Source organism: Erwinia sp. ErVv1, assembly GCF_900068895.1.
GTDB lineage: Bacteria > Pseudomonadota > Gammaproteobacteria > Enterobacterales > Enterobacteriaceae > Erwinia.
On record NZ_CDPK01000004.1, the window covers coordinates 148502 to 173541 of the forward strand.

Annotated in this window: 24 protein-coding genes; 6 read left to right on the top strand and 18 right to left on the bottom strand. The window is 55.3% G+C overall.

Annotated features, from left to right (window positions below):
- The first annotated feature begins 274 nt into the window (after positions 1-274).
- On the top strand, positions 275-1600 hold the full coding sequence (locus tag A1830_RS07765; protein ID WP_067704106.1) for a polyamine export protein PaeA: 1326 nt from the start codon (positions 275-277) through the stop codon (positions 1598-1600).
- A gap of 89 nt (positions 1601-1689) precedes the next feature.
- On the opposite strand, the gene A1830_RS07770 is transcribed toward A1830_RS07765, so the two are convergent.
- A complete protein-coding gene (locus A1830_RS07770; RefSeq protein WP_067704109.1) occupies positions 1690-1896 on the bottom strand; it encodes a DUF1107 domain-containing protein in 207 nt (68 codons plus the stop codon).
- A 312-nt stretch (positions 1897-2208) separates the two neighbouring features.
- Here A1830_RS07770 and A1830_RS07775 point away from each other — a divergent pair, with 312 nt between their 5' ends.
- Positions 2209-2766: a YtfJ family protein gene (locus A1830_RS07775; protein WP_067704112.1), complete on the top strand. Its 558-nt coding sequence runs from the start codon at positions 2209-2211 to the stop codon at positions 2764-2766.
- An 88-nt stretch (positions 2767-2854) separates the two neighbouring features.
- On the opposite strand, the gene cysQ is transcribed toward A1830_RS07775, so the two are convergent.
- On the bottom strand, positions 2855-3595 hold the full coding sequence (gene cysQ, locus A1830_RS07780; protein ID WP_067704115.1) for a 3'(2'),5'-bisphosphate nucleotidase CysQ: 741 nt from the start codon (positions 3593-3595) through the stop codon (positions 2855-2857).
- 246 nt (positions 3596-3841) lie between these two features.
- On the opposite strand from cysQ, the gene A1830_RS07785 reads away from it, so the two are divergent.
- Positions 3842-5782 (top strand): bifunctional 2',3'-cyclic-nucleotide 2'-phosphodiesterase/3'-nucleotidase, encoded by a 1941-nt coding sequence (locus tag A1830_RS07785; protein ID WP_067704118.1) that lies wholly within the window; start codon positions 3842-3844, stop codon positions 5780-5782.
- 119 nt (positions 5783-5901) lie between these two features.
- Here the strand turns inward: A1830_RS07785 and A1830_RS07790 are convergent, their stop codons facing one another.
- Both A1830_RS07790 and fklB read right to left on the bottom strand, forming a co-directional pair.
- A complete protein-coding gene (locus A1830_RS07790) occupies positions 5902-6144 on the bottom strand; it encodes a hypothetical protein (protein WP_067704120.1) in 243 nt (80 codons plus the stop codon).
- A gap of 230 nt (positions 6145-6374) precedes the next feature.
- A complete protein-coding gene (gene fklB / locus A1830_RS07795; RefSeq protein ID WP_067704123.1) occupies positions 6375-6995 on the bottom strand; it encodes an FKBP-type peptidyl-prolyl cis-trans isomerase in 621 nt (206 codons plus the stop codon).
- A gap of 299 nt (positions 6996-7294) precedes the next feature.
- Between fklB and A1830_RS07800 the strand changes: the two genes are divergently transcribed.
- Entirely contained in the window at positions 7295-7855 is a 561-nt protein-coding gene (locus tag A1830_RS07800) for an OapA family protein (protein ID WP_067704126.1), read from the top strand.
- Between the two features lie 72 nt (positions 7856-7927).
- Here the strand turns inward: A1830_RS07800 and rplI are convergent, their stop codons facing one another.
- The 5 genes from rplI to yjfP form a co-directional block, all read right to left on the bottom strand.
- Positions 7928-8380, bottom strand: coding sequence for a 50S ribosomal protein L9 (gene rplI, locus A1830_RS07805; protein ID WP_067704128.1), 453 nt, complete (start codon positions 8378-8380; stop codon positions 7928-7930).
- A 38-nt stretch (positions 8381-8418) separates the two neighbouring features.
- On the bottom strand, positions 8419-8646 hold the full coding sequence (rpsR, locus tag A1830_RS07810; RefSeq protein WP_002210155.1) for a 30S ribosomal protein S18: 228 nt from the start codon (positions 8644-8646) through the stop codon (positions 8419-8421).
- A 4-nt stretch (positions 8647-8650) separates the two neighbouring features.
- The gene (gene priB / locus A1830_RS07815) at positions 8651-8968 is read right to left on the bottom strand and encodes a primosomal replication protein N (protein ID WP_067704130.1); all 318 of its coding nucleotides are present in this window, start codon (positions 8966-8968) and stop codon (positions 8651-8653) included.
- A gap of 6 nt (positions 8969-8974) precedes the next feature.
- Positions 8975-9370 carry a 30S ribosomal protein S6 gene (rpsF, locus tag A1830_RS07820; protein WP_067704133.1) on the bottom strand — a complete coding sequence of 132 codons (396 nt, stop codon included), beginning with the start codon at positions 9368-9370 and terminating at the stop codon, positions 8975-8977.
- 286 nt (positions 9371-9656) lie between these two features.
- Complete coding sequence (gene yjfP / locus A1830_RS07825; RefSeq protein WP_067704136.1) at positions 9657-10406, bottom strand: esterase; 750 nt, start codon at positions 10404-10406, stop codon at positions 9657-9659.
- 256 nt (positions 10407-10662) lie between these two features.
- Here yjfP and A1830_RS07830 point away from each other — a divergent pair, with 256 nt between their 5' ends.
- Together A1830_RS07830 and bsmA are read left to right on the top strand one after the other, a co-directional pair.
- On the top strand, positions 10663-12429 hold the full coding sequence (locus tag A1830_RS07830; protein WP_082804119.1) for a methyl-accepting chemotaxis protein: 1767 nt from the start codon (positions 10663-10665) through the stop codon (positions 12427-12429).
- Between the two features lie 1030 nt (positions 12430-13459).
- Complete coding sequence (gene bsmA, locus A1830_RS07840) at positions 13460-13789, top strand: biofilm peroxide resistance protein BsmA (protein WP_067704141.1); 330 nt, start codon at positions 13460-13462, stop codon at positions 13787-13789.
- On the opposite strand, the gene A1830_RS07845 is transcribed toward bsmA, so the two are convergent.
- From A1830_RS07845 to hfq, 9 genes are all read right to left on the bottom strand, one after another.
- Positions 13760-15391, bottom strand: coding sequence for an isovaleryl-CoA dehydrogenase (locus tag A1830_RS07845; protein WP_067704144.1), 1632 nt, complete (start codon positions 15389-15391; stop codon positions 13760-13762). The two genes, bsmA and A1830_RS07845, sit on opposite strands and share 30 nt — an antisense overlap.
- 102 nt (positions 15392-15493) lie before the next feature.
- A complete protein-coding gene (gene rlmB, locus A1830_RS07850) occupies positions 15494-16231 on the bottom strand; it encodes a 23S rRNA (guanosine(2251)-2'-O)-methyltransferase RlmB (RefSeq protein ID WP_067704147.1) in 738 nt (245 codons plus the stop codon).
- A gap of 70 nt (positions 16232-16301) precedes the next feature.
- A complete protein-coding gene (gene rnr / locus A1830_RS07855) occupies positions 16302-18758 on the bottom strand; it encodes a ribonuclease R (protein ID WP_067704150.1) in 2457 nt (818 codons plus the stop codon).
- A gap of 325 nt (positions 18759-19083) precedes the next feature.
- Positions 19084-20382 carry an adenylosuccinate synthase gene (locus A1830_RS07860; protein WP_067704153.1) on the bottom strand — a complete coding sequence of 433 codons (1299 nt, stop codon included), beginning with the start codon at positions 20380-20382 and terminating at the stop codon, positions 19084-19086.
- Between the two features lie 192 nt (positions 20383-20574).
- Positions 20575-20781: a DUF2065 domain-containing protein gene (locus A1830_RS07865; protein ID WP_067704156.1), complete on the bottom strand. Its 207-nt coding sequence runs from the start codon at positions 20779-20781 to the stop codon at positions 20575-20577.
- Between the two features lie 65 nt (positions 20782-20846).
- Positions 20847-21851, bottom strand: a complete 1005-nt coding sequence (gene hflC, locus A1830_RS07870; RefSeq protein WP_067704160.1) for a protease modulator HflC — start codon at positions 21849-21851, stop codon at positions 20847-20849.
- Positions 21852-21854: 3 nt separating this feature from the next.
- On the bottom strand, positions 21855-23105 hold the full coding sequence (gene hflK / locus A1830_RS07875; RefSeq protein ID WP_067704163.1) for an FtsH protease activity modulator HflK: 1251 nt from the start codon (positions 23103-23105) through the stop codon (positions 21855-21857).
- 69 nt (positions 23106-23174) lie between these two features.
- Positions 23175-24455, bottom strand: coding sequence for a ribosome rescue GTPase HflX (gene hflX / locus A1830_RS07880; RefSeq protein ID WP_067704167.1), 1281 nt, complete (start codon positions 24453-24455; stop codon positions 23175-23177).
- A gap of 207 nt (positions 24456-24662) precedes the next feature.
- Complete coding sequence (gene hfq, locus A1830_RS07885; protein WP_067704169.1) at positions 24663-24974, bottom strand: RNA chaperone Hfq; 312 nt, start codon at positions 24972-24974, stop codon at positions 24663-24665.
- Between the last annotated feature and the right edge of the window lie 66 nt (positions 24975-25040).

Consider the following 25040-nt stretch of genomic DNA (forward strand, 5'->3'; position numbering starts at 1 on the left):
GGGTCTGTCGAGCGCCGCAATTGTAAGCACTCGCCACCACGGCTATAATCCCCAGCACGGACCGCAATGCGGACCGTCGATACAATTCTGCCCCGGCGTTATTACCCGGTGCAGACATTTTTGGCACGGACAGCCGACCCTGACTGAACGGGATCTCACGTTCGCAGATCCTTATGCGCTGCCCAGGCCAAAAATGACAGGTGATTAACCCAAGGCCAGGTTTCAGGCGCTTCACTCTGATTGCTACTGAATCGTGCCATATTATGGATGTTCTATGTTAGACAGCTTGCTTGTCATCTTACTGCTGATTGCGGTCAGTTCATTTTTCTCTCTTTCAGAAATCTCGCTGGCGGCGGCACGCAAAATCAAACTGAAACTGCTGGCTAACGACGGCAATGTGAATGCCCAGCATGTGCTAAAAATGCAGGAAACCCCGGGGATGTTCTTTACCGTGGTGCAGATTGGGTTGAATGCGGTTGCTATCCTCGGCGGTATCGTCGGTGACTCGGCCTTTTCTCCGGCCTTTCGCTCGCTTTTTCTGCGCATTGTCAGCCCCGAGCGCGCCGAGCAGCTGAGCTTTGTGTGCTCCTTCACCCTGGTGACCAGCCTGTTTATTCTGTTTGCCGATCTGTTCCCTAAGCGTTTGGGCATGATTGCCCCCGAGGTCATTGCCCTCAAAATCATCAACCCAATGCGGCTGTGCCTGTTTATTTTCCGCCCGCTGGTGTGGTTTTTTAACGGCGGAGCCAACATTATTTTTCGCCTGTTTAAAATCCCGCTGGTGCGTAAAGACGACATCACCTCTGACGATATTTACGCGGTGGTGGAAGCCGGTGCGCTGGCGGGCGTGCTGCGTAAGCAGGAACATGAACTGATTGAAAACGTGTTCGAACTGGAGTCACGCACCGTTCCCTCGTCGATGACCTCGCGTGAAAATGTGGTGTGGTTTGATCTGCACGAAGACGAAGAGAGCCTGAAGAAAAAAATCGCCAACCATCCCCACTCCAAGTTCCTCGTATGTAATCAGGATATCGACCATATCGTAGGCTATGTGGACTCTAAAGAGCTGCTGCTGCGCGTACTGGGGCACCAGAGCATGGCGCTTAACAGCGGCGTACAGATCCGCTCTGCGCTCATCGTGCCGGATACCCTGACGCTATCGGAAGCGCTGGAAAGTTTTAAAACCGCCGGAGAAGACTTTGCGGTGATCATGAATGAGTATGCGCTGGTGGTGGGGATCATTACCCTTAATGACGTGATGACCACGCTGATGGGCGATCTGGTCGGTCAGGGAATGGAAGAGCAAATTGTTGCCCGCGATGAAAACTCATGGCTGGTCGAGGGCGGTACGCCGATAGATGACGTCATGCGCGTACTGGATATTGATGAGTTTCCTCAGTCTGGCAACTATGAAACCATCGGCGGCTTTATGATGTTTATGCTGCGTAAAATCCCCAAGCGCACCGATTTCGTTAAGTTTCACGGCTACAAGTTTGAAGTGGTCGATATCGACAGCTATCGCATCGATCAGCTGCTGGTTACGCGCATCGTTGCGCGCCCACCGACGGCTCCGGTACTGCCTGACGCTGTCGAAGAATAATCAGTCTGTTGGAAATTCAGGTCTGGCAGAAACAAGTAAGGCGCGAAATTCGCGCCTTACTTTTTCCCCCCGCGCAGGCGGATGGAGGATTAGTTAAATTCTGTCTGCATACGCAGGACCTGACGGTTCACTTCTGACATCACGCTGTAGTGCTGTTTGTCTTTGATACGCGGGAGAAGAATTTTCCCCTTATCGAACTCGAAAGCGCCTACGTCTTTTATATACAGCCTGCCACGAAAGAGAATTTTAACGTATTTAGCAACCTGCAGCGGGTTATATCGCTGAAAGATCTTCATTGTGGTTCAACTCCTGAAAATGATGCTCGCTGCGTCGTGTCCAGGCTTGGTACGAAGCTTTGCAGCGAAAAGTGGATTTACTATAGACCAGGATCGCCTTCCTGAATTCCTAAAATCAAACTTTCTTACTGTTATTACATATCCTGACAGTACGCTCTGTCATATCAACGCGGGCAAAGAGTATAAACCTTCAAAGCGCACGGATTTGTGCAGTGTGTTGCAAAGATGTTATACCAATGCGACATAAGCATCATCTCCGTTTACTATTGCAATAACATGACCATCTGGTCGGATCAGATCCCAGGAGCCTCTATGTCGCCCATTCGCGCGTTTTTGATTCCCGTTGCTTTACTGTTCGCCGTGCAGGCAGGCGCGCATGATTTTGTCCTGGGAGAGCGCGTATCACCCATCGGTATTGCGGATAAGGGTGAACTTGTCTACCAGCAGAACAGATTTAGCTACGCGAAATGGAACAGCGCCCACCTGGTGGGGAAAGTGCGCATCATTCAGCACATTGCAGGGCGTTCATCTGCCAAAGAAAAGAATGCGGCACTGATAGAAGCGGTGAAGGCCGCAGGACTGCCGCACGATCGCTACCAGACCACCACCCTGGTCAATACTGATGATGCTATTCCCGGTACCGGCATGTTCGTCAGCAGCAGCATCGAAAACAATAAAAAACAGTATCCCTGGTCGCAGTTCATCGTTGACGACCAGGGCGTGGCAAAAAAAGCCTGGCAGCTGCAGGATGGGGGGTCAGCCATTATCGTGCTGGATAAAGAGGGGAAAGTGCGCTTTGCAAAGGATGGCGCACTGACTCAGGATGAGGTGAAACAGGTGCTCGCGCTGGTGCGTCGTTTAGTCGGATAGCCAGAGGGCCAGCTATCCGAACAGTCGGGCAAGTGAAGCGTCGCGGCTTGCCAGTCCGGACAACAGGCAAGCCGCCCCGCGCAGGCGGTCAGAATATTGATACGCGAAAGCCGGGATTGAGAAAAGATTCGCGTGGGGCATAATCCAGCGTACGGCCCTGCCAGTCATGGACATGCGCCCCGGCAGCTACCGCGACGGCATGCCCCGCCCCCGTATCCCAGATATTCGTCGGCCCAAAGCGGGGGTAAAGCTGTGCTTTCCCTTCTGCCACCAGGCAAAACTTAAGCGACGAGCCAATGGCGATGGTCTGGTGCTCGCCCAGCTGGCTCAAATAGTCCTCAAGTTCGGTATCGCTGTGCGAACGGCTGACAACGACCAGCGGCGGCCGCGCCTCGCGCACCTGAATCTGCTCCCGGTGACCGCCCTCTTCCTTCCAGGCTTTCCCCTCTGCTGCCGAGTACATCACGCCCAGCACTGGCGCATACACCACGCCCATAACCGGCCTGCCGTTCTCAATAAGGGCGATGTTTACGGTGAACTCGCCGTTGCGCTTGATGAACTCTTTCGTCCCATCCAGCGGATCAACCAGCCAGTAGCGCTGCCAGGCCTGGCGGACATCCCAGGCTGGAGGATCTTCCTCAGAGAGTACCGGGATCTCCGGTGATAATGCTGAAAGCCCGGCGAGGATCACCCGGTGTGCGGCGATATCCGCAGCCGTCACCGGCGAGTCGTCCTGCTTATGAGAAATATCAAGCGGTGCCTGCCCATCATAGACCCGCATAATGGCGTCTCCCGCTTCCCGCGACAGCTGGCAAATTTTCTCTAACATGCTTCACCTCTTGATTTGCGTCTTATTTCCGGTATCAAAAGCATACTTTATTATTCATCTCAGAACCTGCGGTTTGTGGTCGTTCCCTCCCTTAAGACAAATAAAATCCGATTACCGCACTGTCATAAGACGTAAATATTTGTGTGAGATCACATATCTGTGAGACACCAGGTAACATTCCTTTTAAAAGCTGAGATGTTGATAGCCGAAAAACAGAGGGTATCGGCGATAAACAAGGAGAGAACGATGATAAAACCCTGCCTGACGCTGGCAGCACTGCTGGTCAGCACCACTATCCATGCGGCAACGGTAGATTTCCGCCTGCTGGAGACGACCGATCTGCACAGCAATATGATGGATTTTGATTACTACAAAGATACGCCAACTGAAAAATTTGGCCTGGTCCGTACCGCGACGCTCATTGAGGCCGCCCGAAAAGAGGCGACCAATAGCGTACTGGTTGATAACGGTGACATTATCCAGGGTAGCCCGCTGGGCGACTATATTGCCGCCAGAGGGCTAAAACAGGGGGAGGTGCACCCGGTATATAAAGCGATGAACCAGCTGGATTATACCGTGGGTAACCTGGGTAACCATGAATTTAACTATGGACTCGATTATCTTCATAAAGCGATCGACGGCGCCCGGTTCCCCTATATCAACGCCAATATTATCGATCTCAAAACCGGTAAGCCCCTGTTCACGCCCTGGCTTATCAAAGAGATACAGGTGACCGATCGGGAAGGGAAATCCCACCCGTTGAAAGTCGGCTACATTGGCTTTGTCCCGCCACAGATTATGGTGTGGGATAAAACCAATCTTAGCGGCAAAGTTAAAGTGGATGATATTACCGAAACGGCCAGGAAATGGGTGCCCATCATGCGTGCGCAGGGCGCTGATATCATTGTCGCCATCCCTCACTCCGGCCTGTCCGGCGATCCTTACAAAGCAATGGCAGAAAACTCCGCCTACTATTTGAGCCAGGTGCCCGGTATTAATGCCATCCTTTTTGGACACGCTCACGCCGTCTTCCCCGGAAAAGATTTCGCGACCATCACGGGGGCTGATATCAGCAAAGGTACGCTGAATGGTATTCCGGCCGTGATGCCCGGCATGTGGGGCGATCATCTCGGCGTCGTGGATCTGGTGTTAAACAACGATGCGGGCCGCTGGCAGGTTAGCGAAGCAAAAGCTGAAGCACGCCCGGTATATGACAATGCCTCAAAGACATCCCTGGCGGCTGAAGATACGTCGCTGGTGAAGGTGCTGGAGGAGGATCATAAGGCCACCCGCGCTTTCGTTGGCAAACCGGTGGGTAAATCAGCCGATGTGATGTACAGCTACCTGTCGCTGGTGCAGGATGACCCGACCGTCCAGATAGTTAATAACGCTCAGCGCGATTATGTGCAGCACTTTATCCAGGGCGACCCGGATCTGGCCAACCTGCCGGTGCTGTCGGCAGCAGCCCCCTTTAAAGCGGGTGGGCGTAAAAACGATCCCAGCAGCTATGTCACCGTAGAGAAGGGTGAACTGACCTTTCGTAACGCCGCCGATCTCTATCTTTACCCCAATACGCTGGTAGTAATGAAAGTGAGTGGCGCAGAGGTAAAAGAGTGGCTGGAGTGCTCAGCAGGCCAGTTTAACCAGATTGACATACACAGCAGCCAGCCACAGTCGCTGATCAACTGGAATTTCCGCACCTATAATTTTGATGTGATTGACGGAGTGGACTACCGCATCGACGTTACCCAGCCTGCCCGTTATGACACCGATTGCCAGCTGATTAATGATAAAGCCTCGCGCATTCAGCATCTGACCTGGCAGGGCAAGCCTGTCGATCCTAAGGCCACTTTCCTGGTGGCGACCAATAACTATCGGGCCTACAGCGGGAAATTTGCCGGTACGGGTGAGTCACATATCGCCTTTGCATCACCGGATGAAAACCGTAGCGTGCTCGCCGCCTGGATCCGCGCACAGACTAACGCGCAGGGGGAAGTCAAACCCCAGGCAGATAATAACTGGAAGCTGGCCGCAATTAAGAGCCCAACGCCCTTAGATATTCGCTTTGAGACATCACCGGATGAAAAGGCCGGGCAGTTTATTCAGCGGCATGCCCAGTATCCTGTTGAGTTAAAAGGAACGGACGAAACTGGCTTTGCTATCTATCAAATAAATTTGCAAAAATAGTGCGGGGTATCGAATAATTCCGATAAAATGAAACGTCCTGTACGGGAGAGTAAATAGATAAATGAAAGCCAGCCCCAATTAATCTATAAGGGCTGGCTTTTATTTGGGCAGTAATTAACTTAGTTTGTGGTTTTCCCCTTAGCCCAGTCTACGATACCGCGAATACCCTGACTCATATTTTTTACCGCACCGACCACATTCAGCTCAAAAATATAGCCAATACCCTTACCCAGCATACCTGCGGCATCGGTCACAGCTGAACTGACTGCGGAGCCAATAGCTTTACCCAGCGCTTCGCCAACACGATCAAAGATCAGACCACCGGATACGGCAGAGACTTCATTTTTATTTAGTTCACGCATTATTTATCTTCCATAATATTTATAATCCCCAACCATTGGGGCAGGAGGGATAATAACTACAGCAACGTTAATGAGTCAATCGTATATAAGCGACAAGGAGTACGCTTGATGGTAAATAGAATATTATCTAAAGAAAATGGCCAGAGTAAACCCATTTTAAGGCGATAAAAAAGAGAGGATGAGGTGATCATTCTCTCTTTTTCTATTATCGACTGGACAAAATACGTGGATTACAGAATTTCTAACAGTTCCACTTCAAACACCAGCGTACTGAGTGGCGGGATGGTTGCACCCGCGCCGCGTTCGCCGTAGGCCAGGTTCTGTGGGATAACCAGCTGCCATTTAGAACCAACCGGCATCAGCGTAAGTGCTTCGATCCAGCCGGGAATAACGCCGCTGACCGGGAACTCAGCCGGCTCGCCGCGCTGTACGGAGCTGTCAAATACGGTGCCGTCAATCAGCTTACCGGTGTAGTGCACGCGGACGCGATCCTGACGGGAAGGGATCGCGCCTTCACCCTGGGTCAGCACGCTGAATTGCAGGCCAGATTCGGTGGTACTTACCCCTTCACGCTGAGCATTTTCTTCGAGGAATTTTTGCCCCTCAGCCGCCATCGCCTGCTGACGTTCAGTCCGAACGGCATCGGCACGTTCATGAACTTCACGTAGCGCACGATGAACAACATCAACAGGTACAGCCGGGGCATTCCCTTCCAGCGCGTCGCGCAGACCAGCCAGCAGGGCTTCTGGCTGCAGGCCCTGTAGTCCGGACTCCAGCAGCTGCTGGCCAACCTGTAAACCAATACCGTAGCTTGCTTGCGCTTCTACGCTGTCAAAAGAAGGGGTTGTCATGGAATTTCCTTTCATCATTGATAAAACAGAAGACGAAGCATAACAGCCAGTACTACCGCCGTAAAACCCCATCTTCTTAAGGTGACTTTTGCCGTTGAAAAGGAAACAATGCTTTGATCCCAATGACGGAATAAACTCCGCACGCACAACGCGTTATCAGCTATATTTGAGTCGAGGTTAACATGGGTTATTCTGCCCGCAGGCAAGGGAAAAGCCAGCCGCTTTCACTAAACGGTCTTGTCAACCGGATAGCCAGAAGCTCACTATTTGCGCGACATTCGCGCCAGGAGGCCGACGCCATGCCGAAAGCGTCTTCAGGAACACGATTACCCCATTTTTTCAGCCAGCTGTGGCATCTGCCGGATTCCGTACGCTGGATGGATCCGCTCCCTCCCTTCCATCGCCGCGGCATTATTGTTGTCATCGCGGTGGTGCTGCTGGCGTTTCTTTGGCCATCCCCCACGCCGGAGCCACAGCAGCGTCCGGTTAATACCGGCAGTACAGGCGGCACCGATCTGCCGCTACAGGCAGAAATCACAGACAGGCCAGCCCAAAGCTCCCCTGCTGCCCAGCAACCGGTCGCCTCGCCAGACTCACAGGGGCAGTGGCGCAACTATCAGATTGCTTCAGGCCAGACGCTGGCGCAGCTTTTCCGCGATAATAATCTGCCGGTTAACGACGTATTCGCGATGGCGCAGGTGGAAGGAAACGATAAGCCGCTGAGTAACCTACAGACAGGGCAAACGGTGAAGATTCGGCTGAATACGCAGGGCGTGATCACCGGGCTGACCGTCGACGGCAGCAGCGGACAGGTGCTGTTTACCCGCCAGCCGGACGGCACATTTCTGCGCGCACAGTAGTCTGGTCGGCTGAATAAAAGGCAAAAAAAACGCCGGCACAGGGCCGGCGTTTTTATTCGCTACTTAAACCAATCAGGCTTGAGCAACGATGTTAACAACCAGTTTAGCGACAACTTCGCTGTGAACAGCGAAATGCACTTCGTGGTCGCCAGTGGTACGCAGAACGCCGTTCGGCAGGCGAACTTCGCTCTTGTTCACTTCAACGCCAGCTGCAGTAACAGCGTCAGCGATGTCGCGAGCACCCACAGAACCAAACAGTTTACCTTCGTCGCCTGCTTTAGACGCGAGGGTAACGGTGCCCAGTGCGTTGATTTTCTCAGCGCGTGCATTAGCTGCGGTCAGAACGTCAGCCATTTTGGCTTCCAGTTCTGCGCGGCGAGCTTCGAAAAACTCTACGTTTTTCTTAGTCGCAGGAACAGCTTTGCCCTGTGGAACCAGGAAGTTACGAGCGTAGCCCGCTTTAACATTAACCTGATCGCCCAGGGTGCCCAGGTTTGCTACTTTATCAAGCAGAATAACTTGCATTACCTTATCCTCTTAAAGTCGTTATAGACGATTGCCGATTACTGATGACGATCGGTATATGGCAACAGGGACAGGTAGCGAGCACGCTTGATGCAGCGAGCCAGCTGACGCTGGTATTTTGCGCGAGTACCGGTGATACGGCTCGGGACAATTTTACCACTTTCGGTAATGTAGTTTTTCAGCGTAGCGATATCTTTGTAATCAATCTCTACAACGCCTTCCGCGGTGAAACGGCAGAACTTGCGACGACGGAAATAACGTGCCATTAGGCTAGTCTCCAGAATCTATCAATTCAATCTGCTCGGCATGCAGCACCGTTTTGTTCAGTCCATTACGCCCTTGATGGCAGCTAATGAAACCTGAAACGGTGATATGCGTACCGACCGTTATACTTTGAGTAATGGCCTGATGGGCTTTGCCGCTGATTACCACCGGCATACGACACCAGGCTTGCCGGGTAAAACCGGCTTCCACCTGCTCTGAACGGTGCTCAAGCACGAACTGGCAGTGTGGAATACCTGACGGGCTGACTTTTCGCATCGGCGTCTTGCACACGGTGCCAGACAGCGTCAGCTGATTAGCCGTCATGGTTGATTACTCTTCAGAATCCCCAGCATCAGCATCATCAGAGGTTTCGTTAGCAAAATCTTCACGACGCTCGCGGCGCTCGTCTTTCGCTTTAACCATCGGAGAAGCTTCAGTTACCGCGTGCTTAACGCGCATAACCATGCTGCGGATAACGGCGTCGTTGAAGCGGAAGTTAGTTTCCAGCTCATCGATCGCTTCCTGCGGCGCTTCCACGTTCAGCAGAACGTAGTGAGCTTTATGCAGTTTGTTGATCGGATAAGCCAGCTGACGACGGCCCCAGTCTTCCAGACGGTGGATCGTGCCTTCTGCACCAGTGATAGCACCGGTGTAACGCTCGATCATGCCAGGAACCTGTTCGCTTTGGTCAGGGTGAACCATAAATACGATTTCGTAATGACGCATCGAATTTGCTCCTTACGGATTATTCAGCCTCCTGTCAGGGTCAGCCGCGGCCCATGGAAGCAAGGAACGTGTATGTGTGTGCGGCCGAAAAATTGACGCGTAATCATACTGGCGGCCCGCGAAAAACTCAAGGCAAAGTCGCTGCGGACGCCACTTATTTTCAGGGGCGGGGGAGTTTTCGTAGGATAAAGGCCAGCAGCGGTTAAATTACCTGCGGTGAGGCGATAAAAAAGGCCTCGGTCGCCGGCGAATGCCCCCCTCCGTGGATGCGGCAACCCCGTGTAACTTACAAATGACTACGGAAAAATGCCACCGTCTCCGTCAGCGCCAGTGGCGTGATGCGATGACCGACGCCCTGCTCAATAATAAATGTCAGATGACAGTCTGTTTTTGCTTCGCGCAGCGCGCTGGCCAGCCTGACGCTTTCAGCAACAGGCACCAGATCGTCAGCATCACCGTGCCATACCAGCAGCGGTCTGTCGGCGACTTTTTCTAACTGGTGGCTGACATCACAGGCGGCCAGCGGGGCCATTCGCGCCTCAACTTCGCTTTTCTGCCACTCGGTATCGGCCACCAGCGGGGGAAACAGATGGTGAGACAGTGACATAAAATAGCCCGACCCCATCAGGCAGGCGACGCAGGAGAGATGCGGGTAGCGCGTCATGGCTCCGATCGCCGTCATTCCGCCCATTGACGCTCCCGCCACGGCAAAGCGATCTTTTTCAATCAGCCCCTGTTCGCGCAGCGCCGTTTCCAGCGCGGGCAGTTCATCAATGTTCGTTTTCAAAATATCCCAAAAATGGCCCAGCCGCGCCTGCGCGTCGCCATCATAACGCGCGCCGTGTTGACAGGCATCGGGCATCACTACGCGAAAACCCGCCTGCGCCAGCGCGACGGCAAAGTACGCGTACACCTCTTTAGAAGAGGTAAAGCCATGATAAAAAATCACGGTGGGTAACGGCTGCTTCTGCTGGCCTGAGGGGGTCGCATGCAGGCAGTCGATGCCGGCGAAGGTGTCAGTACTGAGTTCAATCATAAGCTATCCCGTTACCTTAAGACGGCTCCACAGGCGCAAAACGCCCCTGGCGTCGCGGTGAGAAGAAAGTGATTCAGTCAGTATGCCTGCTCATACCCTTAAATAATAAATATTAAATATTGATTAAGGTTTGCCGTTAACCGTTGTAACCCCCTTATACATCAACAGGCTAAACCATGATCCTTTTTTCATTGCGCCGCTGGAGCCTTGGCGCAAAATTATCAGTAATGGCATCACTCACCGTCACCCTNGCGGCATGGGAGATATGGCGACCATGTTTAAAGGAACGCTGACTGAAGAGGTCGCTAACTACAGCGCCCTGTTTCGAAACTTTCTGCCAAAGCGCTTTTCGCGGGATGAAAATCAGCGGGTAACCATTGGCAGCGAACAGGCTCCAACTCTGCGGGCCGGCGTAAAGACGTTGAATCTGGACCAGGGGCTGGTTGATGACTTTCAGCAGCGAACCGGGGCCATTTCTACGATTTTTGTTCGTACGGGTGACGATTTCCTGCGCATTTCCACTTCGCTGCGTAAGGAAGATGGCGAACGTGCCATAGGTACACGGCTCGACCACAGCAGCCCGGCCTGGAAGCGGGCGCTACAGGGGGGATCCTATGAAGGCGTCAGCATCCTGTTCGGTAAACGCTATATTACGCAGTATCAGCCCATCACAGACAGCGGTGGCATGGTCATCGGCATACTTTTCGTCGGGGTGGAGATCACCAAACCCTTTGCGCTGATGCGCAATAAGGTACTGGGTAAAAAATTGGGGGAAAGTGGGCATTTCTACGTTTTGAACAGTGCCGAAGGGAAAAGTCAGGGCCAGTTTCTCTTTCACCCCACGCTGGAAGGCCAACGCCCGGCGTGGAGTGAGGCACTACAAAAACAGCTGCTAAGCCAGACCAGCGGCAGTGCAGAGTTCACCTCTGAGGATGGGAAAACGCGGATGATAACCTGGCAGAGGCTCCCGGGCTGGAACTGGGTCATCATTGGCGAGGTGGATAAGAGCCTGATGCTGGCCCCCATCGATCACACCCGTAATCTGTTTTTACTGATTGGTGCGACGCTGGTGATGCTGTTTACCCTGTGCTTTTTGCTTATTACCCGTCGCTGGCTCAGCAAGCCGCTAAAGCAGGTTATTGATCTGGCGCGCCACTATGCGGCGGGCAATCTGCGGGCTACGCTGGAGACACACCGCGATGATGAGGTAGGGCAGCTGATTAACGCCATTAACGGCATCGGTGACGGGCTGGATCGCATTGTATCCCAGGTGCGTGAGGCGGCGCAGGAGATCAGTACCAGCAGCGATGCTATCGCCGTTAGCGGCGAAAATATTAGCGAACAGATTTCACGCCAGGCCAACAGCGTCGAGGAGACCTCGGCCAGTCTGGAGCAGCTGAGTGCTACCGTGGCGCAAAACTCCGCTAATGTGTCGCAGGCGCTGACGCTGGTGGGCGAAACCACGCATGTCATCAGTAAGGGGGGCGATACCGTTTCGCGTTCGGTGGTGACCATGACTGAGATTAACAGCGCCTCGCAGAGCATTGCCGCGATAACCCACGTCATTGAGTCTATTGCTTTCCAGACCAATATTCTGGCGCTGAATGCAGCCGTTGAAGCGGCCCGCGCCGGTGAGCACGGTAAGGGTTTTGCCGTAGTTGCCGCGGAGGTCCGGGCGCTGGCCCAGCGCAGCGCGCAGGCGGCAAAAGAGATTGACGGCCTTATTGATAGCTCTCTGAATAAAATCGTTCAGGGGCACGCGCTATCTGAACAGACCCGTGGGGCGATGGAGGAGATTATCGATCGCATTGGCCAGGTTAATGTGCTGATGGGTGAGATTGACGTTGCGTCCAGGGAGCAGGCGCTGGGGATAGGTCAGGTGAATCTGGCCATGAATCAGATTGGGCAGGCAACGCAGCAGAATAGCGATTTGGTGACCACTTCCGGGCAAACAACTCAGGATTTGAGTCGTAAGGGGCATGCTCTGAACAATTTAGTCAGCGTGTTTACCATAAGGACGTAGTCTGACTGGCTGCTGGGGGGCCCGGTGCTGCACAGGCATGGGGTGTCGCCTGCGGGTGGGGGCCGATGCTGCACAGGCCCGCCCGTGTGGTCGCCAACGAGTGGGGGCCCGGTGCTGCACAGGCCCGTGTGGTCGCCAACGAGTGGGGCCCGGTGCTGCAAAAGCTGGAGGTGTCGCCTACGGGTGGGGCCCGGTGCCTGGCGGTCCTCGCGCCGCGCGTGGCGCGGTCCCTTCGCTCCGCTCGTCGNGACCTTTCGGACCGGGCATGACGGGACATCCCTGTCCCGGCATGCCCTTGTGCCAGCATCCCTGCTGGCCCATCCGGGTCTTCCTCCCTCCACTCAGCGCTGCGGAATGCCTGTCACCGGGCCCCACCCGTCTGCTCCTTTTGCATAGTGCTGGCTGTGGGTAAAAGCAGTTTCACTAAAAGCAGCGCAGAAGCCCGCGCATTTACTGGGCTTAACTTGAAGCAACTCCGAAGCCCGAGAGGTGGGCAATCCCTGCGATTGACGGGCAATCCGCAGCGCTGCGGCGCAGACGGAAGGCCAGGCGAGGGCAGCAGGGATGCTGCNAGCCCGAGAGGTGGGCAATCCCTGCGATTGACGGGCAATCCGCAGCGCTGCGGCGCAGACGGAAGGCCAGGCGAGGGCAGCAGGGATGCTGCGCTCAGGGAGCGGCGGGCAGGACGCCCGCTCGCGACCGGGCCGTCCGGCCTTGAGTCGGAGCCAAAGGCACCAGGCAAAGCCTGGCGTGAGGACGCCCGGCGAACGCTGGGATTGTCCACCGGCACAGCAGAAATTGCAGCCAGCACAACCCACCGTCACCGCTGGAATTATCCACCGATATCGCAGGTATTGCCGCCTGAACATCAGACTCACGCCCCAGCTTATCACGCTACATTCCCTGACCAGGACAGCAGAGTTAAACCTGATCGCAATACCACGAACCAGGTCAGCAAATTTACTCTCTAAACCCAAAAAAAGCGGGTTAACGTATACACTGAGTAATATCCCACCAGTGAGAACTTACTATGCGTCGGTTAACCGCCCTGCTCGCCTGCCTGCTGCTGACCAGCTGCGCAATCTTTCAAACCGCTCCAGAATCGCCGCCGGCTGCGACGGCGCACGCGCAGGAAATTACCCGCGCCCAGAGCACAACGTTAACGCGGCTGGGCACCGTCAGCGTCCAGGAACGGGGTTCACCCGATGACGCCGAGCGGGCCATCGCCGTGAAAGCAAACCAGGCGGGTGCCGCCTATTATGTTATTCAGCTGGTTAGCGAAACGGTAATGCCGGGAATATGGTACTCCACGGCCATCTTATATGGCCCCTCAGCGTCCGCCCGCGGCGCGCAGCAGTAATCGCTGACAGACATCTTCTGGCAGGATTGTTCTACCACGCGGATCCAACATCTGGCGGCACCAGGCGTCCGCCAGCAAAGGCTCAAACTGACTTATTACCTGTACGGCGCTGGTAAGCGTAAAAAGTTCTTCACATAGCAGCCGCGCCTCTGCTGCCTGTGGCGCACGAAGCCGCAGTTTCAGCTGCTGCCAGCGGCGATCGAAATGCCTGTTCTGCCCCCTGACCGCATCAAACTCAGCGGTGAGCAACGCAATACTCTTTGGCTGCTTCGCCAGCACCCGCAGAACGTCCAGACACATTACGTTGCCCGCACCTTCCCAGATACTGTTAACCGGCATTTCACGATAAAGCCGGGGCAGCTCACTCTCCTCGCAATAGCCAATGCCGCCGGTCACCTCCATCGCCTCCGCCACAAAGCGTATACCGCGCTGACAAATGACGTATTTCGCCGCAGGGGTTAACAGTCGGCTAAAGGCGCCAGCGCCCTCCTCTTCACCCTGTGACCAGGCCCGTGCCAGACGAAACAGCATCGCCGTCTGCCCCTCAAGCGTCAGCGCCTGGGTACTCAACACCTGACGCATCAGCGGCTGTTCGGCCAGATTTTTACCCATCACCTGTCGCTGCTGTGCGTGGTGCAGCGCTATCGAAAAGGCACGACGCATCATGCTATGGCTGCCCAGCGCGCAGTCAAAGCGCGTCCGTCCGCCCATTTTAAGGATGATTCTCACGCCCTCGCCCTCTTCCCCGATAAGCCAGCCGCTGGCAGCGAAAAATTCGACCTCGCTACTGGCATTCGAGCGGTTTCCCAGCTTCTCTTTAAGCCGCTGAATCTGTACCGCGTTCCTCTCCCCACCGGGCAGCAAACGGGGGAGAAAGAAGCAGGAAAGTCCGCCTTTTGCCTGCGCCAGCACTAAATGCGCATCGCTTTGCGGCACCGAAAAGAACCACTTATGGCCGGTCAGCCGGTAGCGTTCGCCGCTGCCCCGCGAGGCTATCGGCTCAGCGCGAGTGGTGTTACTCATGACGTCCGTGCCCCCCTGCTTCTCAGTCATTCCCATCCCAATCAGCAGGCCGCGCTTCTGTGCGCCATCCTGCAAATGTGGATCGTACGCGTCCGAAAGCAGGCCAGGCAGCCAGGACCGAAAAGCCGCAGGGAGCTGCGCCTGCAGCAGCGGGATCGCGCCGAAGGTCATCGTGACCGGACAGAGCGTTCCGGCTTCAACCTGCGCGTGCAGAATAAAGCGTGCCGTCCGCGCCACAAAGGCCGAAGGGGAGGCATCGGCCAGCCAGGGAAGGTTATGTACCCGGCTCGTACACAGCCCCTGCATCAGCCGGTGCCAGGCGGAATGAAATCGGACGTCGTCCAGCCGTTCGCCGCGTGGCGAATAGGCAAGCAGTTCAGGAGGATGGCTGTTGGCCAGGCGCGCGAGTTCCAATGCGTCCGCACTGCCCAACTGCTGGCCAAGGGCGGTTAGAAAATCACTGTCCCACCCTGCCCCCTCGCGGACCAGCGCCTCGCGCAGCGGCGTGTCGGAAAGAAACAGATTGCTGTTAATCAGCGGATCGGGCTGATTGAATACGGTATGGGTTTTCCAGTCCATCACGGCACCTTTGTCATCAACGCTCACGTCAGTATGAGAGACGGACAAAAATGCAGGAGAAAGGGGAGTGAATTTCGGGGCGCAGGTCACGCCCCGGAAGGATTATTTACTGCGGCGCTGACGCACGGCCTCAAACAGGCAGACACCCGTGGCGACCGAGACGTTCAGCGAAGAGACGCTTCCGGACATGGGAATGCGGATCAGCTCATCACAGTGCTCGCGGGTTAGACGGCGCATACCTTCGCCTTCCGCACCCATCACCAGCGCCATCGGACCGGTCATTTTGCTCTGGAAAAGATCGTGATCGGCTTCACCTGCCGTGCCAACAATCCAGACGTTAGCCTCCTGTAGCATACGCATGGTACGCGCCAGGTTGGTCACGCGGATCAGGGGAACATGCTCCGCCGCGCCGCTGGCCACTTTCTTCGCCGTGGCATTCAACTGCGCTGAACGGTCGCGGGGGACAATAACCGCATGTACGCCTGCCGCATCGGCGCTGCGCAGGCAGGCGCCCAGGTTATGCGGATCGGTAACGCCATCGAGGATCAGCAGGAAAGGGGAATCCAGCTTTTCCAGCAGCGCGGGAATATCATTTTCCTGATACTGACGACCCGGCTTAACCCGCGCCACAATACCCTGGTGCACGCCGCCCTCCACCTGACTGTCCAGCCACTGGCGGTTGGCAACCTGTATAACAATCCCCTGCGCTTCCAGGCCCTGAATCAGCGGCTGTAGACGGCGATCGTCGCGCCCTTTGAGAATAAAGACTTCCTGAAAGCGCTGCGGATCGCTGTCCAGCAGCGCCTGCACGGCGTGGATACCAAAAACAATTTCACTCATTAATCGGTTACTCAATATGAAATTTTAATGCTGCGGGCGGCAGCTTACCCGCCCACAGCACCAGACGGGCTCACGCCGTGGTGTCAGGTTTTTTCTTAGCGGCGCGTTTGGCACGGGTCGCAGCGGAGATTCTACGGGTTTTATCCGACGGTTTTTTAGCTTTTTTCTCTTTGCTGGCACCGTCGTCAACGCTGACTTCTTTAGGCTTCGCGGCGCGAAATGCGCTGTCTGGCTCAAAGTTCTTCCGCTTGCTCTGCTCACGACGACGCTTGCCGCTATTTTGCGAGGGGCTTTTCTTCGCGCGGTCACGTTCGGTTTTGCCTTCACCGCGCGGCTTACGCTGGCTTGAGATCAGCGCGAAGTCGATTTTACGCTCCTCCATGTGCACCGCGTCCACGCGCACTTCTACCGTATCACCCAGTCGATACGATTTGCCGCCGGACTCGCCAACCATACGCTGGCCAACGGCATCAAAGCGATAGTAGTCGTTATCCAGCGAGGAAACATGCACCAGCCCGTCAATAAACAGATCGGTCAGACGCACAAAGAAGCCAAAGCCTGTGACGCTGGAAATCACGCCGCTGAAGGTTTCGCCAACCTGATCCTGCATAAAGTCACATTTCAGCCAGTCGGCAACGTCACGCGTCGCTTCATCGGCCCGACGCTCCGCCATCGAACAGTGCTGGCCCAGCTGCAACATCTGCTGAAGATCGTAATGGTAGCCGCCCGTCGGCGTGGTGTTGCCCTGCAGCGTGCCGTTCTCTTTCGCCACCAGATACTTAATGGCGCGGTGCAGCAGCAGGTCGGGATAACGACGAATAGGCGAGGTAAAGTGCGCGTAGGACGCCAGCGCCAGCCCAAAGTGACCCCGGTTTTCCGGATCGTATACCGCCTGTTTCATCGAGCGCAGCAGCATGGTTTGCAGCATTTCATGATCGGGACGGCTGGCAATTTGCGTCAACAGTTCGGCATAGTCCAGCGGATGAGGCTTATTGCCGCCGCCAAGCGTCAGACCCAGCTCGTTAAGTACCGAACGGAAGCTTTTGATATTCTCTTCGCTTGGGCGGTCGTGATCGCGGAACAGCGCCGGTTCATTGTTCTTTTCGACATAGCGCGCGGAGGCGATATTCGCCAGAATCATGCACTCTTCGATCAGCTTGTGCGCATCATTGCGCGATACCTGCTCAACGCGCTCAATACGGCGATCGGCGTTGAAAACAAATTTAGCTTCGTCCGTCTCAAAAGAGATGCCGCCGCGCTGCTCGCGGGATTTCTCAAGCACCAGATACATGCGGTGCAACTCTTCCAGATCCTTAACCAGCGGCTGATACTGCTCGCGCAGCTCCTGGTCGCCCTGAAGGATATTCCACACCTTGTTATAGGTCAGACGCGCCCAGGAGTTCATTACCGCTTCATAGTGCTTATAACCTGTCAGCTTACCGGTAGCGGAAATGGTCATCTCGCAAACCATACACAGGCGATCGACCTGCGGGTTAAGCGAACAGAGTCCGTTGGACAGCACTTCCGGCAGCATGGGAACAACCTGCGACGGGAAGTAAACCGAGGTGCCACGGTTAACCGCTTCGTCGTCGAGCGGCGTACCCGGACGCACGTAGTAGCTGACGTCGGCGATGGCTACCCACAGCCGCCAGCCGCCGCCGCGTTTTCTTTCGCAGAATACGGCATCATCAAAGTCGCGGGCGTCTTCACCATCAATGGTGACCAGCGGCAGATCGCGCAGATCCACACGGCCCGCTTTCGCCTCTTCCGGCACTTCTTCTTTCAGTTTAGCGATCTGTCGCTCAAGCTCAGGCGACCAGCTATGGGGAATATCGTGGGTACGCAGCGCCATTTCCACGGCCATCCCGGTGCCCATATTATCGCCAAGTACTTCGACGACCTTACCCACGGCCTTGCTGCGGCGGGTTGGACGCTGCATCAGCTCCACGACCACCACAAAGCCCATGCGCGCGCCCATCAGCTCTTCGGCGGGGATCAGAATATCAAAGCTCAGGCGGCTGTCATCCGGCACCACAAAGCCGACCCCGGCTTCGGTGAAGTAGCGGCCAACGATCTGATTGTTGCGCGGTTCGAGTACGCGCACCACGCGAGCTTCCCGGCGGCCTTTGCGGTCTGCGCCCATCGCCTGCGCGAGGATCACATCACCGTGCATGCACATTTTCATCTGTTCGGCAGAGAGGTAGAGATCGTCTTTGCTGCCTTCAATGCGAAGAAAGCCAAAGCCATCGCGGTGGCCGATAACTTTACCGCGAAGCAGGTCCAGACGCTCCGGCAGCGCATAGCACTGGCGGCGAGTGAAGACTAACTGACCGTCGCGCTCCATGGCGCGCAGGCGGCGGCGCAGCGCTTCTGTCTGCTCTTCGCCCGTAATAGAAAGTTCATCGGCCAGCTCTTCACGGCTGGCCGGTTTTTCGCGTTTATCAAGATGAGCAAGGATAAATTCGCGGCTGGGAATGGGGTTTTCGTATTTCTCTGCTTCCCGTTCCTTAAATGGATCTTTTGACATTGCGGTTCCTCCGTTGTCATTCATTGCAGCGTGAAGATCGTTCACGGCGCAATAATGGGTAGAGCGGATGGGTGTTATCAACCCGGTCAGCCTGCGGCTGACGTGCGGGTGATGCAGCTAAGCGCTGTCTCCCAGGGTACAGGCTCTTTTCAGGCAACAGGCCCGGAGCGCTACCCTATTCCGCTCATAAATGAGTGTATTGTAAATGATGATAAACCACCCTTTACACTTAGGGCCATTTTATTTAAGCGCGGTGGCAAGAGAAAACTGGGCAGGGCATGACACGGAAGGACAAAGGCCGGGGGATCCCCGGCCTGAGACGGCTTTATGCGTCAAAAGGATCGCGCAGAATCATGGTCTCACTGCGATCCGGGCCGGTAGAGATGATATCTACCGGTACGCCGGTTAACTCTTCCACGCGCTTAATGTAGTCGCGTGCTGCCTGCGGCAGACCTTCCAGCGTTTTAACCCCAAACGTGTTTTCACTCCAGCCTGGCAGGCTTTCATAAATGGGTTCAATACCGTCCCAGCCCTCGGCTGCCAGCGGCGTGGTGGTCACTTCACGACCGTCTGGCATGCGATACGCCACGCAGATTTTCACCTCTTTCAGGCCATCCAGCACGTCCAGCTTGGTCATGCAGAAACCAGAAAGCGAGTTAATCTGCACGGCACGACGCACGGCGACCACGTCCAGCCAGCCGGTACGACGGCGGCGACCGGTAGTGGCACCAAACTCGTTGCCTTTAGTACACAGGAATTCGCCGGTTTCATCGAAAAGTTCGGTCGGGAATGGACCCGCTCCCACGCGCGTAGAGTAGGCTTTCACGATGCCCAGCACGTAGTCCACGTAGCGCGGGCCAATGCCTGAGCCGGTCGCCACGCCGCCTGCGGTGGTGTTTGAAGAGGTCACGTACGGATAGGTGCCGTGATCGATATCCAACAGGGTGCCCTGTGCGCCTTCAAACATGATCAGGTCGCCACGCTTACGTGCGCCGTCCAGCAGTTCGGAAACGTCAACCACCATGCCCGTCAGGATGTCGGCAATTGCCATCACATCGCTCAGCACTTTGTCGTAGTCAACGGCCTCTTCTTTGTAGTAGTTCACCAGCTGGAAGTTGTGATACTCCATTACGTCTTTGAGCTTGGCGGCGAAGGTTTCTTTATTAAACAGATCGCCGACGCGCAGGCCACGACGTGCGACTTTATCTTCGTAGGCTGGACCAATACCGCGACCGGTGGTGCCGATAGCTTTAGCACCGCGCGCTTTCTCACGCGCCACGTCCAGCGCAACGTGATACTCAAGGATCAGCGGACAGGCTTCAGAAATAAACAGACGTTCACGTACCGGGAAGCCGCGATCCTCCAGCCCCTTCATCTCTTTCATCAGCGCAGCCGGAGACAGCACCACACCGTTGCCGATGATGCTGGTGACGTTTTCGCGAAGAATGCCAGAAGGGATTAAGTGGAGGACGGTTTTCTCACCGTTGATGACTAGCGTATGGCCAGCGTTATGGCCGCCCTGATAGCGTACAACGTATTTTGCACGTTCAGTCAGGAGGTCAACAATCTTACCTTTACCTTCGTCACCCCATTGGGTGCCCAGTACGACGACGTTCTTACCCATTTCTCAAAATCACCGATTGCTTAAAAATGGATTCTACCATCGTAAAACCCGTCTTTCAGCTCTTTTAGCATACGATTGCGTACTTTTTTACCCTAAATCAGCGGTGCAGCGTAAAGTAAAACGCCAGACAGAGACCCCAAAGGTTGAGAAGATGCGAGAGCGGGGGATTCGGCACTCCCTTGCCACAGCAGGTCAGCCCTGACCACCATTATGAATGCTCACCATGTAGTAGGTTACCGCACCTGCCACCACCAGCCCCCCACCAAAACGGCGCAGCAGCTGGTCAGGGAGGTTTGCCATTGACAGGATCATTCGGCGCCAGATACGCGGCAGCAGTACGGGCCCTAAGCCTTCTAAAACCAGCACCAGAGCCAGTGCCATCCAAATGGTTGAGTTCATTATTATACCCGCATAAGACAAAAAAAAGGGGCCGGATAATCCGGCCCCAGTTTTATAACAGATTCTTAGCGTGTGGCGTTAGAAGGCGACTTCATAAAGCGGAAGAAATCGCTGTCCGGGCTGAGCACCATAATATCCTGGTTGCTCTTGAAGCTGTTATCGTAGGCGCGCAGGCTACGAATGAAGGCGTAGAAATCCGGATCCTGGCTGAACGCATCGGCGAACAGCTTAGCCGCATCCGCATCCCCTTCACCACGGGTCATCAGCGCGGTACGCTGCGCTTCTGCCAGCGTGCGGGTCACTTCGTAATCCGCACCGGCACGTAGCTTCTCAGCCTCTTCCTGCCCCTGTGAACGCTGGCTACGGGCGACGGCTTCACGCTCTGCGCGCATACGGTTGTAGATCGCATCCGACACTTCCGTTGGCAGATTGATCTGCTTAATGCGCACGTCCACCACCTGAATGCCCAGTGCAGCCATGCTGTTCGGATTGACCGCCGGCTCTTTGCTGGTGGTTTCACGCTCAACGCGGGCCGCCGCGGAAGCGATGGCGTCGTCTGCAGCAGGCGTGGCAATTTCATCATCCTGCCCTGCTGTACCCGTATTCAGCGCTTCCCGCACGTCCGTGGTCAAACGCCCACGGGAGTCAGTAACGATATCCTTCACATCCAGACGTCCCATTTCGGAACGCAGGCGGTCACTGAATTTGCGCTTCAGCAGCACTTCGGCCTGAGAAATATCACCGCCGCCTGTTGCCAGGTAGTAACGGCTGAAATCGCTGATGCGCCACTTGATATAGGAGTCGACGATCAGATCTTTCTTCTCTTTGGTGACGAAGCGGTCAGCCTGGTTATCCATGGTCTGAATACGCGCATCAAGCGATTTGACCGATTCCAGGAATGGGATCTTAAAATGCAGGCCTGGCGCATAGACCAGCGGCTTGTTCTCGCTGTCGCGCAGCACTTTACCAAAGCGCATCACGATACCGCGCTGCCCCTCCTGCACTACAAACAGTGACGCGTACAGCACCACCAGCACAACAATCAACACTACGATTAATGGCTTACGCATCGCTTATTCTCTCCCTTCGCGCTGGGTATCGTTGCGCTGGGCGTTAACCCGACGCTGATCCATGATGTCGTCCGGGCTGAACGACGAACTGCTGCTGGCGCGTTCACTGCTGCTGCCTGAAGCCGGTGGCAGACGAAGCAGGCTGTTGCTGCTGCTGTCCTGCGTTACGTTGGAGGACGAACCGCCCTGGCCCCGCATCAGCTGGTCCAGCGGCAGCACCATCAGGTTGTTGCCTTTATCGTTAACCAGCACCTTGCGGGTGTGGCTCAGTACACGTTCCATGGTTTCAATATAGAGACGCTCGCGGGTAATTTGCGGCGCGGCTTTATATTCAGGCAGAATTTTTGCAAAGCGGGCAACTTCACCCTGGGCTTCAAGCACGGTACGTGTTTTATAAGCACGTGCCTCTTCGAGAATACGCTGAGCCTGACCATTAGCGCGTGGCTGAACCTCATTCGCATAAGCTTCTGCTTCACGGACGTACTGCTCGCGGTTTTCACGCGCGGCAATGGCATCATCAAACGCGGCTTTCACCTCTTCAGGCGGACGAGCAGCCTGGAAGTTGACGTCCAGCAGCGTAATACCCATATCGTAAGGACGGATAGTTTCTTCCAGCTCGCGCTGCGTTTCGCTACGCACCACGGTACGACCTTCGGTCAGAATGCGATCCATCGTCGAGCGCCCAATCACGCCGCGCAGCGCGCTGTCCGTGGCCTGACGCAGGCTGTCATCGGCACTGGTAACGGCAAACAGATAGCGCTCAGGATTAGTGATGCGGTACTGCACATTCATCTCAACCCGTACGACGTTTTCGTCAGAGGTCAGCATGGTGCCGGACGCCGCCAGCTCACGCACGGCTTCAACGTTTACCGCACGAACCTGATCAACGAAGGTTGGCTTCCAGTTCAGGCCGGGTTCAACCAGATGGCTGAATTTGCCAAAGCGCGTTACCACGCCCCGTTCCGCCTCTTTGATGGTGTAGAAACCGCTGCCCGCCCAGATAACTACTGCGGCCACAACCACGATGCCGACCAGCCGGCCGCCGCGTCCTGGCGTATTCTGGCTACCGCTGTTATCGTTTTTACCACCGCCAAATCCACCAAGCTTTTTGCTTAGCTTGCGAAAAATATCATCCAAATCAGGAGGCCCCTTATCGCGCCCTCCCTTATTTCCCCCAGAGTTGCCGCCTTGATTATTGCTGCTTCCCCACGGGTCGCGGTCCTGTCCGTTATTCCCGGGCTGATTCCACGCCATGTTTATACTCCATTAATTGTGTGTGCGGTGGTATCCCAGGGCCGGGATACGCGTGTCAGGCAAAATCAGTCAAACAATGTAATCCACCAGTGCCGGCTCCTGCTTGCACAGACGACGCCAGTCAACGATGGGCATGCGTACCTGCAAACCTACGCTACCATCGTCTTCATTCCACTCTTTTTCTATCGCCTGGAGCTGATAAAAACGGCTGCGCAACCGCCCCGTTCCCGGCGGCAGACGTAAATCATACTGCGCGATCTCGCCCGCCAGACGTTCAGTCAGCGCCTGAAACAGGAGCGGGATCCCTTCGCCCGTTTGTGCAGAAAGCCAGACGCGGATCGGCAGATTTTCTTCATTACGATCGATTCGCGGAACAAAGTCCTCCAGCATATCGATTTTGTTCATCACTAACAGGGCGGGAATATCATCAGATTCGATCTCTTCCAGAACCTCATTCACCGCCTCAATATTTTCATCCACGCGCGCATCGCTGGCGTCAATGACGTGCAGCAGCAGCGTTGCCTCGCGAGTTTCCTGTAGCGTGGCTTTAAACGCGGCCACCAGGTCATGAGGCAGATGGCGGATAAATCCAACCGTATCCGCCAGCACCACTTCTCCTACATCCACCACGTCAACGCGACGCAGCGTGGGATCCAGGGTCGCAAACAGCTGGTTTGCAACATACACCTCTGCGGAGGTAATACAGTTAAACAGCGTCGATTTACCGGCGTTGGTATACCCCACCAGCGAAACCGTTGGCACGTCGGCTTTATTGCGGGCCTGCCTGCCCTGCTCGCGCTGCTTTTCAACTTTCTGCAGTCGCGAAAGGATCAGCGTAATGCGATTACGCAGCAGGCGGCGGTCCGTTTCCAGCTGAGTTTCACCCGGCCCGCGCAGGCCAATACCGCCTTTCTGGCGTTCAAGGTGAGTCCAGCCGCGTACCAGACGCGTGGCAAGATGGCGGAGCTGGGCCAGCTCCACCTGCAATTTACCTTCATGGGTACGTGCGCGCTGGGCAAAAATGTCAAGGATCAGGCCCGTGCGGTCAAGGACCCGGCACTGGCACAGGGCCTCCAGATTACGCTCCTGAGCCGGGCTAAGGGCATGATCGAACAGCACCACTGAGGCACCGCTGGATTTGACCGCTTCAGCAATTTCAACGGCCTTACCTTCGCCAACAAAATATTTAGGATGTGGCGCTTTTCGGCTACCGGTTACGACTCGCAGGGCTTCAACACCCGCAGAAGAGACAAGAGTTTCAAACTCCTGCAAATCTTCCATATCTCTGTCTTGGGAGAAATAGATGTGTACCAGTACGGCCTGCTCACCGGCATCATAACGGTCAAACAAACTTGAAACCTCTCAGAACCTTGTGAAACCTGTTACGCAATGGCCATACAGCGTTAAAATCAGATTTACAGTGCGCGTTTTCGGTTGAAAACGGCGTTTATTTGCGTAATTTGGCCCAGGCTTTATCTGCCCGGGCAAATCAGGCTGGCATTATCCTACCTGGACGGGGAACCTGAAGAACGCTCCCCCGTCATATAAGACCTGTGATTACTCTGCGTCGTCACCGTCTTGCTGAGGCTGAGTTGAAGCCCCCTGAGTACTGCCACTGTGGTGATAGTTGCTGCTTCCGCCACCCGCGTTATTGTTGTGGTGGGAGACCGGACGGGACGGAACAACGGTGGAGATAGCGTGTTTATACACCATCTGGCTTACCGTGTTTTTCAATAAAATCACAAATTGATCAAACGACTCGATCTGACCCTGAAGTTTGATACCATTAACCAAATAAATCGAAACCGGAACACGTTCGCGACGCAGTGCGTTCAAGAACGGATCTTGCAATGATTGCCCCTTAGCCATTCTATCTTTTCCTTATATGCTTGTTGTTTGCTACTTAAGAACCTCGCGGTTCTGAAATACTGCGTA

Bases quoted from the DNA above. Each gene is read 5' to 3' on its own strand.
- A1830_RS07765 (WP_067704106.1), top strand. From the start codon at position 275: ATGTTAGACAGCTTGCTTGTCATCTTACTGCTGATTGCGGTCAGTTCA.
- A1830_RS07770 (WP_067704109.1), bottom strand. From the start codon at position 1,896: ATGAAGATCTTTCAGCGATATAACCCGCTGCAGGTTGCTAAATACGTT.
- A1830_RS07775 (WP_067704112.1), top strand. From the start codon at position 2,209: ATGTCGCCCATTCGCGCGTTTTTGATTCCCGTTGCTTTACTGTTCGCC.
- cysQ (WP_067704115.1), bottom strand. From the start codon at position 3,595: ATGTTAGAGAAAATTTGCCAGCTGTCGCGGGAAGCGGGAGACGCCATT.
- A1830_RS07785 (WP_067704118.1), top strand. From the start codon at position 3,842: ATGATAAAACCCTGCCTGACGCTGGCAGCACTGCTGGTCAGCACCACT.
- A1830_RS07790 (WP_067704120.1), bottom strand. From the start codon at position 6,144: ATGCGTGAACTAAATAAAAATGAAGTCTCTGCCGTATCCGGTGGTCTG.
- fklB (WP_067704123.1), bottom strand. From the start codon at position 6,995: ATGACAACCCCTTCTTTTGACAGCGTAGAAGCGCAAGCAAGCTACGGT.
- A1830_RS07800 (WP_067704126.1), top strand. From the start codon at position 7,295: ATGCCGAAAGCGTCTTCAGGAACACGATTACCCCATTTTTTCAGCCAG.
- rplI (WP_067704128.1), bottom strand. From the start codon at position 8,380: ATGCAAGTTATTCTGCTTGATAAAGTAGCAAACCTGGGCACCCTGGGC.
- rpsR (WP_002210155.1), bottom strand. From the start codon at position 8,646: ATGGCACGTTATTTCCGTCGTCGCAAGTTCTGCCGTTTCACCGCGGAA.
- priB (WP_067704130.1), bottom strand. From the start codon at position 8,968: ATGACGGCTAATCAGCTGACGCTGTCTGGCACCGTGTGCAAGACGCCG.
- rpsF (WP_067704133.1), bottom strand. From the start codon at position 9,370: ATGCGTCATTACGAAATCGTATTTATGGTTCACCCTGACCAAAGCGAA.
- yjfP (WP_067704136.1), bottom strand. From the start codon at position 10,406: ATGATTGAACTCAGTACTGACACCTTCGCCGGCATCGACTGCCTGCAT.
- A1830_RS07830 (WP_082804119.1), top strand. From the start codon at position 10,663: ATGGGAGATATGGCGACCATGTTTAAAGGAACGCTGACTGAAGAGGTC.
- bsmA (WP_067704141.1), top strand. From the start codon at position 13,460: ATGCGTCGGTTAACCGCCCTGCTCGCCTGCCTGCTGCTGACCAGCTGC.
- A1830_RS07845 (WP_067704144.1), bottom strand. From the start codon at position 15,391: ATGGACTGGAAAACCCATACCGTATTCAATCAGCCCGATCCGCTGATT.
- rlmB (WP_067704147.1), bottom strand. From the start codon at position 16,231: ATGAGTGAAATTGTTTTTGGTATCCACGCCGTGCAGGCGCTGCTGGAC.
- rnr (WP_067704150.1), bottom strand. From the start codon at position 18,758: ATGTCAAAAGATCCATTTAAGGAACGGGAAGCAGAGAAATACGAAAAC.
- A1830_RS07860 (WP_067704153.1), bottom strand. From the start codon at position 20,382: ATGGGTAAGAACGTCGTCGTACTGGGCACCCAATGGGGTGACGAAGGT.
- A1830_RS07865 (WP_067704156.1), bottom strand. From the start codon at position 20,781: ATGAACTCAACCATTTGGATGGCACTGGCTCTGGTGCTGGTTTTAGAA.
- hflC (WP_067704160.1), bottom strand. From the start codon at position 21,851: ATGCGTAAGCCATTAATCGTAGTGTTGATTGTTGTGCTGGTGGTGCTG.
- hflK (WP_067704163.1), bottom strand. From the start codon at position 23,105: ATGGCGTGGAATCAGCCCGGGAATAACGGACAGGACCGCGACCCGTGG.
- hfq (WP_067704169.1), bottom strand. From the start codon at position 24,974: ATGGCTAAGGGGCAATCATTGCAAGATCCGTTCTTGAACGCACTGCGT.